This is a genomic window from Lactobacillus delbrueckii subsp. jakobsenii ZN7a-9 = DSM 26046 (genome assembly GCF_001888925.1).
In the GTDB taxonomy this organism is placed as follows: domain Bacteria; phylum Bacillota; class Bacilli; order Lactobacillales; family Lactobacillaceae; genus Lactobacillus; species Lactobacillus delbrueckii.
The window spans coordinates 409,451-423,217 of record NZ_CP018218.1; the positions used below are offsets into that span (position 1 = coordinate 409,451).

Annotated in this window: 10 protein-coding genes, 3 rRNA genes and 1 pseudogene; 13 read left to right on the top strand and 1 reads right to left on the bottom strand. The window is 49.9% G+C overall.

Annotation, left to right across the window (positions count from 1 at the left end; all coding sequences use genetic code 11):
• Positions 1-88: 88 nt before the first annotated feature.
• From LJ046_RS02220 to LJ046_RS02285, 13 genes and pseudogenes are all read left to right on the top strand, one after another.
• A complete protein-coding gene (locus LJ046_RS02220; RefSeq protein WP_002880542.1) occupies positions 89-514 on the top strand; it encodes an Rrf2 family transcriptional regulator in 426 nt (141 codons plus the stop codon).
• 138 nt (positions 515-652) lie between these two features.
• Positions 653-1,498, top strand: coding sequence for an NAD(P)H-binding protein (locus LJ046_RS02225; protein ID WP_002880538.1), 846 nt, complete (start codon positions 653-655; stop codon positions 1,496-1,498).
• A 58-nt stretch (positions 1,499-1,556) separates the two neighbouring features.
• The gene (locus tag LJ046_RS02230) at positions 1,557-1,766 is read left to right on the top strand and encodes a 2-hydroxymuconate tautomerase (protein WP_255217700.1); all 210 of its coding nucleotides are present in this window, start codon (positions 1,557-1,559) and stop codon (positions 1,764-1,766) included.
• 461 nt (positions 1,767-2,227) lie between these two features.
• The gene (locus tag LJ046_RS02235) at positions 2,228-2,800 is read left to right on the top strand and encodes a hypothetical protein (RefSeq protein ID WP_002880533.1); all 573 of its coding nucleotides are present in this window, start codon (positions 2,228-2,230) and stop codon (positions 2,798-2,800) included.
• Positions 2,801-3,258: 458 nt separating this feature from the next.
• A 16S ribosomal RNA gene (locus LJ046_RS02245) occupies positions 3,259-4,822 on the top strand.
• Between the two features lie 217 nt (positions 4,823-5,039).
• Positions 5,040-7,947: ribosomal RNA gene (locus tag LJ046_RS02250) — 23S ribosomal RNA — on the top strand.
• Positions 7,948-8,018: 71 nt separating this feature from the next.
• A 5S ribosomal RNA gene (gene rrf / locus LJ046_RS02255) occupies positions 8,019-8,135 on the top strand.
• Together the 16S, 23S and 5S rRNA genes form the textbook arrangement of a ribosomal RNA operon.
• Before the next feature lie 276 nt (positions 8,136-8,411).
• Positions 8,412-8,765, top strand: coding sequence for a hypothetical protein (locus LJ046_RS02260; protein ID WP_002880594.1), 354 nt, complete (start codon positions 8,412-8,414; stop codon positions 8,763-8,765).
• A gap of 91 nt (positions 8,766-8,856) precedes the next feature.
• A pseudogene (locus LJ046_RS09960) lies at positions 8,857-8,991 on the top strand (family 1 glycosylhydrolase); the annotation flags it as partial.
• A gap of 127 nt (positions 8,992-9,118) precedes the next feature.
• Complete coding sequence (gene manA / locus LJ046_RS02270; protein WP_072557742.1) at positions 9,119-10,081, top strand: mannose-6-phosphate isomerase, class I; 963 nt, start codon at positions 9,119-9,121, stop codon at positions 10,079-10,081.
• A gap of 39 nt (positions 10,082-10,120) precedes the next feature.
• Positions 10,121-10,996 (top strand): ROK family protein, encoded by an 876-nt coding sequence (locus tag LJ046_RS02275; protein WP_002880597.1) that lies wholly within the window; start codon positions 10,121-10,123, stop codon positions 10,994-10,996.
• A gap of 559 nt (positions 10,997-11,555) precedes the next feature.
• Complete coding sequence (locus LJ046_RS02280; RefSeq protein WP_002880598.1) at positions 11,556-12,320, top strand: hypothetical protein; 765 nt, start codon at positions 11,556-11,558, stop codon at positions 12,318-12,320.
• Positions 12,317-13,099, top strand: coding sequence for a hypothetical protein (locus LJ046_RS02285; protein ID WP_002880600.1), 783 nt, complete (start codon positions 12,317-12,319; stop codon positions 13,097-13,099). Before LJ046_RS02280 ends, LJ046_RS02285 begins: the two co-directional genes overlap by 4 nt.
• Before the next feature lie 50 nt (positions 13,100-13,149).
• Here LJ046_RS02285 and LJ046_RS02290 read toward each other — a convergent pair whose 3' ends face one another.
• Positions 13,150-13,635: a sigma-70 family RNA polymerase sigma factor gene (locus tag LJ046_RS02290; protein WP_002880607.1), complete on the bottom strand. Its 486-nt coding sequence runs from the start codon at positions 13,633-13,635 to the stop codon at positions 13,150-13,152.
• Positions 13,636-13,767: the final 132 nt, after the last annotated feature.

A 13,767-nucleotide genomic window follows, 5' to 3' on the forward strand; every position in this document is an offset into this window, starting at 1 on the left:
TCACGTGGAACACAGCGGAAGTGGCAAATTGCCGGAAAAGCTGTTAAGATTAAGGAAACAGGCTTTTTTAAAAAGGAGCTGGTAAAAAATGAAATTTTCCCATAAATTGAGTGACGCGGTCCACCTGCTGGTCTACATCGAGATTTTTCCCGATGATGACCTGTCCAGCCGGGCGATCGCGCGTAGCATCGTGACCAATCCCAGCATGGTGCGTAGTCTGATGATGGACCTGCGCAAGGCAGGGCTTTTGAAGACCAAGCAGGGGAGCGCTGAGCCGGAACTGGCCAAGAAGCCGGAAGAGATCAGCCTCTACGATATCTTCGCGGCAGTCGGTATGGACCACCACTTGCTGCACGTCGATGAAGACACGGAGCAAAAGTGTCCGGTTGGCGGCAACATTCAAGGGCCGCTGGCCAAGGCCTACGCGGAAGTGGAAGAGGCGGCTTTTGCCAAGATGCGGGAGATCAGCCTGCGGGAAATTGTGGACCAGATAAAAGAAGGGCAGCTTGCCTAATTACGTCAGCGAAAGCTGGCGTTTTTTTATGGAAATAGATGTTGACTTTAAAAATACACGTGCTAGAATTACTGTAGATTTAAAAATAACAAGTAAACGAAATAGAAAAAAGAGAAAAAGAAACTAACGGAGGCAATTATGAAGTACGCTATTTCAGCGGCTACTGGCAACTTCGGCCAGACCGCGGTCAAGAATTTGGTTGATGCAGTTGGGGCAGAAAATGTAGTGGCGATCGTCCGCAACGAAGAAAAGGGGAAGCAGCTTTTGCCAGCTGGAATTGAAATCCGCCAGGCAGACTACGGCGATGAAGCAGCTGTAGAAAAGGCCCTGGCTGGCGTGGACAAGTTGCTCTTTATTTCCTCTCAGCCAGGCGGGGCAGTAACTAGAGCTGACCAGCACAAGAATGTGGTTGAAGCTGCTAAGAATGCCGGCGTTGGCTACGTGGCTTACACCAGTTTCCCGAAGGCCAGTGAAAGCGACAACTGGCTGGCAGCTGACCACAAGCTGACGGAAAAGCTGCTTAAGGAGAGCGGCCTCAAGCACTCCTTCCTGCGCAACAACTGGTACCTAGAAAACGAAATGACTTTCCTTGCTCCAGGTCCGGCAAACCGGCTTTACTGGGCTAACAACTTTGCCGGCTGGGCACCGGAAAGTGAATACGCCGCGGCAGCGGTTAAGGTTTTGACCAGTGATGATCCAAAGGAAGTTTACGAATTTGCCGGCCCGAAGCGGAGCTATCAGGACCTGGCAGCGGCCTTGAACGTGGCAACTGGTGAAGAAGCAGCAGCCAAGCAGGTCAGCCAGGACGAATACGTGAAGGCCTTGGAAGGCCTGGGCTTGGATCATGATACGGCGGCAATGTACGCTGCCTTCCAACAGCCAATTGATGATGGTTCATTGACGGAAGAAAGCAGCGACCTGGAAGAAGTTCTGGGCGGCTTGACTCCGCTGGACCAGGCAATCAAGGAACTTTTGGCAAAGTAGCTTTGGCAGATACTTTTTTCTAAAAAAGCAGGTATAATGTAGGAAAAGTTACTTGTTTTTGAAAAAAAGGAGCAAAACAATGCCATTTGTACACATTGAACTCTTGGCTGGCCGGACGCCAGAACAACTGGAAAAGATGATGAAGGACGTGACCCGGGTGATCTCAGAAGACACTGGCGCACCAAAGGAACACATCTCCGTGATCATTAATGAACTTGGCAAGCAGCAGCTAGCTCAAGGCGGCGAATGGAGAGAACCACAAGCTTAAAGATTTTGACTCACCCAAGGCGGGTGGGTCTTTTTTTCGGGAAAATAACAGGTGGGAAATAATGTGCAAAGTGAATCAAAAGGGAAGGAGGGCTAGAGAGGCAAAGGATGAGGGGGCTTTCTTAAAAGAAAAAATCTTAGCAAAATTAATATAATAGTTGGCTAAGATTTGTATAAATTTTATGATAAGATAATAGTTGAAAAGTGAGTAGAAAAAAGCGACTGAGGCGAAAGCGGAAGATAAAACGCAACAACACTAGAAAGCCAGCACTGACAAGGAAGGGTCAGGGCTGGCTTTTGTTTTCGGAAAGAAAAGGGGGGCTGGGGGCTGCTGCGCTGCCGTTTTTTCATTATGAATAAATCGTAATAAAGTCGAAATCGCGCCAGACCAGGCTTTTACCGCTGCCGGCTGCAAAAAAAGTTCCTGGCACAGATAATGTGTCACGAACGGAGGTAGTAAAAATGATTACCAGTATCAAACTTTTGGAAGCTAATCAGATCCTGGCCCAGGTCTTGGACAGCGAGAGGGGCAGTGAGATCAACGTCAAGAAGTTCTGCAAGCTAGCTGCCTGCTCACGGCCAACCTTTTACGCCCACTATGGCAGCATGCGGCAGCTCAGTGCGGAATTACTATTAAAGAAGCTAGACCAGCACTTGTACTTTGCCACCAGTGATTATGGCAATGGCCTTAAGAGGCTATTGACCTATATGGAAAAAGACCGCTGTTTCATTTTGAACCTGCTGGCCTTGATTGATGCGGAGAAGGGGAAAATCAAGGGCAAGGAGTTTGCGACCCGTTTTCCGCAGAAGGTTGAATGGCTGCTGCGAAAGAAGACAGTTTGCTATGTTGATGCTCATTCCTTAAGCGGGGATTATTCGATTAAGACCTTGAACAATGCTGCCCACATCATCTACGCGATCCTGTACGAGTGGCTAGCTGAAGGCCTGCAGCTAAGTGCGCGGGATGTTTATGACCGCTGCCAATTGGCGATTGAGGTTGTCGAGGAGCAAACAAGTAAGAAAGCGCTTTTGTAATTCAAAAAGAAAAAAGCAAAAACTTTTAGAAAAAATATCAGTCAAAAATCCATCGTTTCCGAACAAAGAAAGCAGAAATAAAGTGAAAATGACTACTAGTCTTGATATTCCCGAACGAGACCAGGCCCCACCTTATCACAACTCTACCGGGTGTTTACAATGTAAACCGTATGAAAAGGCTGATTTGACCTTTCAAAAATAACGAGTATACTAATGTTTGTTGTCGCGGCGAAGAAGGAATTCGCCGGAGACACGAAAAAGAAAATATCGAAAACTTGTTGACAAGAATCAAACAAGCGAGTAAGATATAAAACGTTGCGTCACTAAGACGCAAGTTGGTACTTTGAAAACTGAACAAAGTTTCGCAGTGTGCGGGTCAAATATTGTTTGATCCAAACAAATAAGCGAAGTCAATTCGCAAGCAAATAATCTGGAGCAGATTAAAAAGGCTCAATTTTCAAATTGAGAGTTTGATCCTGGCTCAGGACGAACGCTGGCGGCGTGCCTAATACATGCAAGTCGAGCGAGCTGAATTCAAAGATCCCTTCGGGGTGATTTGTTGGACGCTAGCGGCGGATGGGTGAGTAACACGTGGGCAATCTGCCCTAAAGACTGGGATACCACTTGGAAACAGGTGCTAATACCGGATAACAACATGAATCGCATGATTCAAGTTTGAAAGGCGGCGCAAGCTGTCACTTTAGGATGAGCCCGCGGCGCATTAGCTAGTTGGTGGGGTAAAGGCCTACCAAGGCAATGATGCGTAGCCGAGTTGAGAGACTGATCGGCCACATTGGGACTGAGACACGGCCCAAACTCCTACGGGAGGCAGCAGTAGGGAATCTTCCACAATGGACGAAAGTCTGATGGAGCAACGCCGCGTGAGTGAAGAAGGTTTTCGGATCGTAAAGCTCTGTTGTTGGTGAAGAAGGATAGAGGCAGTAACTGGTCTTTATTTGACGGTAATCAACCAGAAAGTCACGGCTAACTACGTGCCAGCAGCCGCGGTAATACGTAGGTGGCAAGCGTTGTCCGGATTTATTGGGCGTAAAGCGAGCGCAGGCGGAATGATAAGTCTGATGTGAAAGCCCACGGCTCAACCGTGGAACTGCATCGGAAACTGTCATTCTTGAGTGCAGAAGAGGAGAGTGGAACTCCATGTGTAGCGGTGGAATGCGTAGATATATGGAGGAACACCAGTGGCGAAGGCGGCTCTCTGGTCTGCAACTGACGCTGAGGCTCGAAAGCATGGGTAGCGAACAGGATTAGATACCCTGGTAGTCCATGCCGTAAACGATGAGCGCTAGGTGTTGGGGACTTTCCGGTTCTCAGTGCCGCAGCAAACGCATTAAGCGCTCCGCCTGGGGAGTACGACCGCAAGGTTGAAACTCAAAGGAATTGACGGGGGCCCGCACAAGCGGTGGAGCATGTGGTTTAATTCGAAGCAACGCGAAGAACCTTACCAGGTCTTGACATCCTGCGCAACACCTAGAGATAGGTGGTTCCCTTCGGGGACGCAGAGACAGGTGGTGCATGGCTGTCGTCAGCTCGTGTCGTGAGATGTTGGGTTAAGTCCCGCAACGAGCGCAACCCTTGTCTTTAGTTGCCATCATTAAGTTGGGCACTCTAGAGAGACTGCCGGTGACAAACCGGAGGAAGGTGGGGATGACGTCAAGTCATCATGCCCCTTATGACCTGGGCTACACACGTGCTACAATGGGCAGTACAACGAGAAGCGAACCCGCGAGGGTAAGCGGATCTCTTAAAGCTGTTCTCAGTTCGGACTGCAGGCTGCAACTCGCCTGCACGAAGCTGGAATCGCTAGTAATCGCGGATCAGCACGCCGCGGTGAATACGTTCCCGGGCCTTGTACACACCGCCCGTCACACCATGGAAGTCTGCAATGCCCAAAGTCGGTGGGATAACCTTTATAGGAGTCAGCCGCCTAAGGCAGGGCAGATGACTGGGGTGAAGTCGTAACAAGGTAGCCGTAGGAGAACCTGCGGCTGGATCACCTCCTTTCTAAGGAAAACAGATGGATGGAGAGCAGAAATGCTAAGAGAAGTCCATCAGTTACGGAAGCACACTGCAAAAGAAACTTTGTTCAGTTTTGAGAGTATCAGCTCTCACTTGTACGTTGAAAACTGAATATCTTAATTCCAAGAAAAAACCGAGAATCATTGAGATCAATGAAAACATTGCAAAGCGACCGAGAGAGTTCGAAAGAACAAACTTGCAAGGTCAAGTGAAGAAGGGCGCACGGTGAATGCCTTGGCACTGGAAGCCGATGAAGGACGCGACTAACCGCGAAAGTCTTCGGGGAGCCGTAAGTAGGCTTTGATCCGGAGGTCTCCGAATGGGGGAACCTAGCATGTGCAGACATGCTATCCTTAAGTGAATACATAGCTTAAGGAAGGAATACGCAGCGAACTGAAACATCTAAGTAGCTGCAGGAAGAGAAAGAAATATCGATTTCCCAAGTAGCGGCGAGCGAACAGGAAAGAGCCCAAACCGGCAGATTTATCTGCCGGGGTTGTAGGACTGAGACATGGCACTTCAGAGGATAGCAGAAGCGTTTGGGAAGACGCGCCAGAGAGGGTGAGAGCCCCGTAAGCGAAATCCAAAGAAGGCCTATCAGTATCCTGAGTAGGGCGGGACACGTGAAATCCCGTTTGAATCCGCGAGGACCATCTCGCAAGGCTAAATACTAACCAGTGACCGATAGTGAACCAGTACCGTGAGGGAAAGGTGAAAAGAACCCCGGGAGGGGAGTGAAAGAGAACCTGAAACCGTGTGCCTACAAGTAGTCAGAGCCCGTTAACGGGTAATGGCGTGCCTTTTGTAGAATGAACCGGCGAGTTGCGTTAGTCAGCAAGGTTAAGTCAGAAAAGACGGAGCCGCAGCGAAAGCGAGTCTGAAGAGGGCGAGCAGTTGGCTGACGCAGACCCGAAACCAAGTGACCTACCCATGACCAGGTTGAAGGCGCGGTAAAACGCGCTGGAGGACCGAACCCACGTAAGTTGAAAATTGCGGGGATGAGTTGTGGGTAGCGGTGAAATTCCAAACGAACTTGGAGATAGCTGGTTCTCTCCGAAATAGCTTTAGGGCTAGCCTCGCAAAGAGGATGCTGGAGGTAGAGCTCTGTTTGGACTAGGGGCCCGTCAAGGGTTACTGAATTCAGATAAACTACGAATTCCAGACATTTATGTGCGGGAGTCAGACTGCGAGTGATAAGATCCGTAGTCGAAAGGGAAACAGCCCAGATCACCAGTTAAGGTCCCAAAATTCATGCTAAGTGGAAAAGGATGTGGAGTTGCGCAGACAACTAGGACGTTGGCTCAGAAGCAGCCATCATTCAAAGAGTGCGTAATAGCTCACTAGTCGAGTGACGCCGCGCCGAAAATTTACCGGGGCTAAGCATGATACCGAAACTGTGGATGTGCATTTATGCACGTGGTAGGAGAGCGTTCTAGCGGCGGTGAAGCATGACCGAGAGGACATGTGGAGCTTCTAGAAGTGAGAATGCCGGTATGAGTAACGAAAGACAGGTGAGAATCCTGTCCGCCGCAAGACTAAGGTTTCCTGGGGCAGGCTCGTCCGCCCAGGGTAAGTCGGGACCTAAGGCGAGGCCGAGAGGCGTAGTCGATGGACAACAGGTTGAAATTCCTGTACTGCACCGAATCGTTATGAGCGATGGAGGGACGCAGGAGGCTAGCAGCGTGTGGTGCTGGATACCACGTTCAAGCGTCAAGTCTGAGAGCGAGTCAAATGCTTGCTTTCATAAGGACAAGGCGTGATGAGGAGCGAAATTAAAGTAGCGAAGGCTGCGACGTCACACTGCCGAGAAAAGCTTCTAGCCAGAAACGGTGCACCCGTACCGCAAACCGACACAGGTAGTCGAGGAGAGTATCCTCAGGTGAGCGAGAGAACTCTCGTTAAGGAACTCGGCAAAATGGCCCCGTAACTTCGGGAGAAGGGGCGCTGGTCGCAAGATCAGCCGCAGTGAAAAGGCCCAAGCAACTGTTTATCAAAAACACAGGCATCTGCAAAATCGTAAGATGAAGTATAGGTGCTGACACCTGCCCGGTGCTGGAAGGTTAAGAGGAGAGCTTAGCGCAAGCGAAGGTTTGAATTGAAGCCCCAGTAAACGGCGGCCGTAACTATAACGGTCCTAAGGTAGCGAAATTCCTTGTCGGGTAAGTTCCGACCTGCACGAAAGGTGTAATGATTTGGGCACTGTCTCAACGAGAGACTCGGTGAAATTATAATACCCGTGAAGATGCGGGTTACCCGCGACAGGACGGAAAGACCCCATGGAGCTTTACTGCAGTTTAATATTGGGTATCTGTCAAGCATGTACAGGATAGGTAGGAGCCGGAGAAGATAGGACGCCAGTCTTATCGGAGGCGCTGGTGGGATACTACCCTTGCTTGACGGATGCTCTAACTCAGGCCTGTGATCCAGGCCGAGGACAGTGTTTGACGGGCAGTTTGACTGGGGCGGTCGCCTCCTAAAGTGTAACGGAGGCGCCCAAAGGTTCCCTCAGAATGGTTGGAAATCATTCGCAGAGTGTAAAGGCAAAAGGGAGCTTGACTGCGAGAGAGACAACTCGAGCAGGTACGAAAGTAGGGCTTAGTGATCTGGTGGTACCGCATGGAAGGGCCATCACTCAACGGATAAAAGCTACCCTGGGGATAACAGGCTTATCTCCCCCAAGAGTTCACATCGACGGGGAGGTTTGGCACCTCGATGTCGGCTCGTCGCATCCTGGGGCTGAAGTCGGTCCCAAGGGTTGGGCTGTTCGCCCATTAAAGCGGCACGCGAGCTGGGTTCAGAACGTCGTGAGACAGTTCGGTCCCTATCCGTCGTGGGCGCAGGAAATTTGAGAGGAGCTGTCCTTAGTACGAGAGGACCGGGATGGACGCACCGCTGGTGTACCAGTTGTCTTGCCAAAGGCATCGCTGGGTAGCTATGTGCGGACGGGATAAGCGCTGAAAGCATCTAAGTGCGAAGCCCCCCTCAAGATGAGATTTCCCATTTCTTCAAGAAAGTAAGACACCTCAGAGACGATGAGGTAGATAGGCCGGGAGTGGAAGAGCCGTGAGGCTTGGAGCGGACCGGTACTAATCAGTCGAGGACTTGACCAAAAGAGCAAAGCAATGAGGTTTTGACTTGGTAAAAGATATTCAGTTTTGAGCGTGCAAGCTCAAGCAAAGAGTGCGGTGGCAATGGCAAGAAGGATACACCTGTTCCCATGCCGAACACAGAAGTTAAGCTTCTTAACGCCGAAAGTAGTTGGTGGGAAACTGCCTGCGAGGATAGGAAGCTGCCGCGCGAGACAAGAGTCAGACGGAAGTCTGGCTTTTTTCTTTTGCTTGGATACTTAAGAAATGCCTTGACATTAGCAAATAAATATTATAAAGTTAAACTAACAATTAAATCACGTGTTATATCAAGAGCTAGTGAGTGGTTACACACTTTGACCTAGCAGCAACCTGCCGACCGGTAAGGTGCTCCACTGTAAACGGATATACGTCACTTAACCGTGTTCGTATATCGAACACGGTTTTTTTTGCGACAAAGTCCCAGTGACGTTAAACAGGAGAAACAGATGTCAAGTATACTAGATGATCAACTACGATTAATGGCTTTAAAGCAATACGGGTTAATTAAAGCAATTAAAACACCCGACATTTCTGAAGCGGATTTAACATTAATACTGAAAAATACAGAAAATGAAACTATTAAACAATTAGCAGCTGAAAAGCTACTTAAAAAACCCGTTTATAACATTTATAAAGCGGATTTAGAATTAATACTGAAAAATACAGAAAATGAAACTATTAAACAATTAGCAACTGAAAAGCTACAATATCTTAATTCGCATCCCAGATTAGGTTGGGCAGGTTCCATGGCGAGAGCAAATAGGTTGGGCAGGTTCCATAGCGAGAGCACAAAGGATTAATGGCCTGAAATACAGATATAAGGTCCTGATGAAAAAGTTAAAATTCGGGATATTTTACATAATGCTAATTAATCTGATGGGACACTCAAAATGGTCCTGGATGAATTCCTACCGGAACCGCTATGGCTTGATCCGCGACGACATTCACACCCAGAAGAAGACCTTGAAGAAGTCAGCCTACTGGTACCGGAAGCTGAGCAACAGCAATGAGCTGGACGCGGATTGATTTTTGTTGTTTTTTGCAAGAACTTTCGCTGTTTTTTCCCAATCCGACCGCAAAATAGCTTATGATGTTAATGGAGTAAATAAGTAAGCGGAAACACAATCGAAGGTGCAAAGGAGACTAAATGCAAATGGCAGAACCATTATTTTTGGAGCCAGTTTTTCATGAAAAAATCTGGGGCGGCACTGGCTTAAAAGACGAGTTTGGCTACCAGATTCCCAGCAACCATACCGGTGAAGCTTGGGTGATTTCAGCCCACCCACATGGCCCGGCAAGCATCAAGAACGGCCCTTACCAGGGCATGAAGCTGAATGAATTGTGGGACCAGCACCGGGAACTTTTCGGCAACGCTAAAGGTGACGTCTTCCCGCTTCTGACCAAGATTTTGGATGCCAACCAGGACCTGTCCGTCCAAGTACACCCGGACAATGAATACGCTAGAATCCACGAAGGGGAACTGGGCAAGACTGAATCCTGGTACGTGATCAAGGCCAAGCCAGGCGCCAAGCTCTACTACGGCCACAATGCCCAGACCCGGGAAGAATTCGCCGAAATGGTGAAGAACGGGGAATGGAAGAAGCTCTTACGGACTGTCCCGGTGCATGAAGGGGACTTCTTCTACGTGCCGCACGGCATGGTGCACGCTGTCGGCAGCGGCATCATGGTTTTGGAAACCCAGCAGTCCAGCGACACCACCTATCGGATGTACGACTTTGACCGGGTAGACAAGAAGACAGGCAAGCTGCGCCAGCTCCACTTGCAGCAGTCAATCGACACGGTGCAAGTGCCATTTGAAATGCCAAAGCTCAACCATGAAGAATGGGGTGTTGGCGACGTTCACGTGATCCAGTTCGTGATGGCGGAATACTTCGGCGTCTTCAAGCTGGACGTTCGCGGCAAGGGTGACTTTGAGATCAAGGATGGCAAGTACCGCTTGCTATCAGTCTTGGATGGATCTTGCGACTTGACGGTCGACGGGCAGACTTATCCGCTGAAAAAAGGTGATCATCTGATTTTGCCATCGACGATTTCCTGTTATACTTTAGATGGTCAAGCTACGATCATCGCTTCCAAACCGGGCGATGAAGCTTAAAAGACAAAATTGAGAGTTAACAGAAGCATAGGTGAGAACATGACAGATACTTTTGTAGGCAGTATTGAAGCCGGCGGCACTAAGTTTATCTTGGGCGTGCAAAACGTTGAGACTGGGGAAACCACTGCAACCAAGCGGGTGCCAACCACGACTCCGGCGGAAACCCTGGCAGCCTGCCGGGACTTCTTCAAGGAGAACCCAGTCAAGGCCATCGGGATCGGCTCTTTTGGCCCGATTGACATCGACCCGAAGTCAGCAACTTTTGGCTACATTTCCAAGACCCCAAAGGCTGGCTGGTCAAATACTGAACTGAAGGGCTACTTTGAAAAAGAACTGGGCGTGCCAGTCGTTTTGACGACTGACGTCAACGCTTCCTGCTACGGGGAATACATTGCCCGCGGCCGGGATGATGAAAAGACCTACCTTTACATTACCATCGGGACTGGCGTTGGGGCCGGTGCCATCCAGCAAGGCCACTTCATCGGCTACACCAACCACTCAGAAATGGGCCACATGCGCATTCCTAAGCGGGCGGACGACAAGTATGAAGGCGGTTGTCCTTTCCACCACGATGCCTGTGGGGAAGGCCTGACTGCTGGTCCAACGCTCAAGGGCAGAACCGGGATTCCTGGTGAAGACCTGGACCGCAGCCACCCAGTCTTTGACTTGATTTCCTATTACGTGGCTGAGATGCTCTACAACATCTACCTAACCATCCGGCCAGACGTCATGGTTGTCGGCGGGTCAGTCTTGAACGAAGGTGACATGGCAACGGTCAGAAAGTACTTCGCGGAAATGAACAACGACTACGTTGCTCTGCCAGACCTGGATGAACTGATCGTGCGGCCAATCGTGGCTAACAACGGTTCAGCTACCTTGGGCTGCTTTGAAATGGCCAAGGACTTGCTTAAGTAAAAAGCAGAAAAACAAGATAATAGTACTAAAAAACCAGCTCAAGCGACAGCTTGAGCTGGTTTTGTTATGGGTTTTATTCTTGATAATGTTCCGACGTAACGATATACACGAATGAGCTCTTTTTCTGACTGGCCAGCCAGCGCATTCTGATCTTAAATTCCAGGACGCCGGCTTCATAACTGGCCGAAATTGCCCGGTCCTTCCCCTGGCATCGGTCCTATCCACGGTTGTGGCGCTTGATCTGCAGTGGTGAACGCAACAACAATAATATTATAATTACACAAAATACTCTGAGACAGCGTAGGCAAATGCTCTAGTAAGTTGCATGGCTTTCTCCCTATAAAATACGACATGTTTCTTAATTAATATAATAACTCATTTGCCTTAACAATAGGGCTAAGCAGAGTAAAAGGGATTGATTAAAAAAAACAGATGTTAGCGCTTTTAATTAACGCGGGAGTATGCTATATTTTTAACTTGGAATGGATGCCCTCAATTCTTCATAATATAAGGGCTATCCACAGTTAAGTAGGTTGTTTTGAATACAGGGAAAGGAAAAATGGAAGAAGTTGAAGCGGCACTTAAGCAGCTGCTGGCTGGCCGGGTCTGGTCGGCCAGTTTGGGCCGGGAGCTGGAGAGCAAGAGAATCTGTTTGAGCGATTTGCTCTTGGACAAGCAAAGAAAGAATGTGATCAAGCCAGCTGACGTCCCTTTAATCCGCCAGGCCCTGGGTGAACTGCAAAAGAATTTCCAGGAAGAAGTCAAACGGGTCTTGCTGACTGAGCCGGAGCTGGCTTCTGATGCTGACCGGCTGGCCTGGCTGCTCCTGCAGCTTTTTGCCAAGAAAAGGAAGCGGGTCCGGGACTTGACGGCTGACCAGCTGGCTCTCCTGCAGACTGAAGAGGCTAAGAAATACGTATTTTTTCACGGGCCGCGGGTCTATTTCCGCAACAACGCCTGCTTTTTGACCAATACTTTCCCGGCAGAACTGGTCCATATCAACGACCTTGCCGGGCTTAAAGGACAGCCGGCAGCTTTTTCCGCCTTGTTGCAGGGAGAAGAAGTGGATGGGGAAGAACTCAGAAGCTGGCTTGACCTCTTCGGTCCCTTGTATGAAGAGAAATATTTCGGCAAACACTACGGACCAGGCGTGGAACTGGAGGGGTTTCAAATCTCTAGCGGGAAAAGAGATCCCCGGATCTACTATGTCCTGCGCTACCTGCTCAAGGATAAAGAGCCAGAAGCAAGATCGAAAAATTTTGCCGCGCTTCCTTTAAAGACGATCCTAAGGCGGAATTTAGTCTGCCACGAGGCCTTCAAATGATGACGGTCTACAGCCGGGAGTATTACCAGGCAGGATTAGCCGAAGGAAAAATCAAGGCCAAAAAGCTGGACAAGTACCGGCTGGGACCAGACTTTATTCTGGCTTATGACCTGGGGCCAGCTGCTTCTTACCGGACCTTGCTAGTCGACCGGAAGCAGGGAGAGATCGTCTTAAGAGCCACGACCAAGACCCTGCTGGCCCACTTCGTCAACGAGGACCTGCCCGGCGGCTACCCCTTGCAGGACAAGCTCTACAAGCTCCTGGGGATCCGGGAGCAGCACGTGATTTCGGCGGGGCATGGGGCAATTTTTTCCCCGGAATCCTTCCACGCCGGCCTGGTGGACCTGGTGGCCCTGCAGCGGATGCGGGGGATGGAAGCCTGCCAGGGAGGGCTGCTCATGACCGACTTGGCCGGGGTCAACTGCTATTTCTTTCAGGTGAAGCGCGGCTATGCCAATGCCAGCCGGCAAGTGAAAGAAGCGGTTGAGCACAACGCCCTTTACTGCAGCCTTTTTCATGGCCTGGCTGGGCAGGTGGGCTGCCCGGTTTGCAGACAGGGTGACTGGAACCTGCTCTATGGACCCAGCTACCAGCAGGCGGTTGAGGCCGACCTAGCTGGCCGGATCCCCTCTTTAAGGCAGCTTTTGGCTGAGATCAAGGCAGAGGAGAAGGCAGTCTTAAAGCAGATCCTGCTGGATGAACTCGGCCTGCCTCTTTTACCAGATGATTTAGACTATGCCTTAAAGCAGGCTGAGAAAAAGCTCTTATTCAGAATATAACGAAAAGCCCCCGCGGTCGCGGGGGCTTTGCTTTGTTTCTTTACAATAATTCAGGCTAACTGACGGCGGAGTTTCTCCAGGGCCTGCTTCTTAATCCGGCTGGCCGTCCGGTAGGGAATATTCATTAAGTCGGCCGTTTCCTTGAGGCTGCGGCCAGCCAGGATGTTCTGGCCTAAAAGCAGCTTTTCGCTAGTCGACAGCTTCTTCCAGGCTTCCTTAAGAAGCAGATTGTGCTGGTCGGCCTGACCAACAAAGGCGGCAGCCAGCAGTGGTTCGTCGTGGTCTCTTTGCCGCTTTTTCTGCCGGAGCAGGTCAAGGATCCGCCAGTAGACCTTGCGGAAGGCCAGCTTGTCAGCTTCTTCTTGCGGCTGGTCAGCCATTTCTTGCAGGCATTGGGCGTAGACGATCAGGCCTTCTTGAAAAAGATCCTCGTAATCGGCACACTTTCGGTAGACATGGGCCGTTTTCAAGGCTCCGGCGACTAATTTCCGCCTTTCCCAGGCTTGGTCCATTGCTTGATTGATTTGCATGTTCATTTTTTCGCACTCCTTAATTTTTTCTTGCTCGGCGCCTTGCAAGTATTATCTTAAGGGCTTTGCCAAAGGAGTGCTGACCAGGAGCAAGGAGGCAGCAAGCCCGATTTTCCGCCCTTTACACTTTGAAGAAAA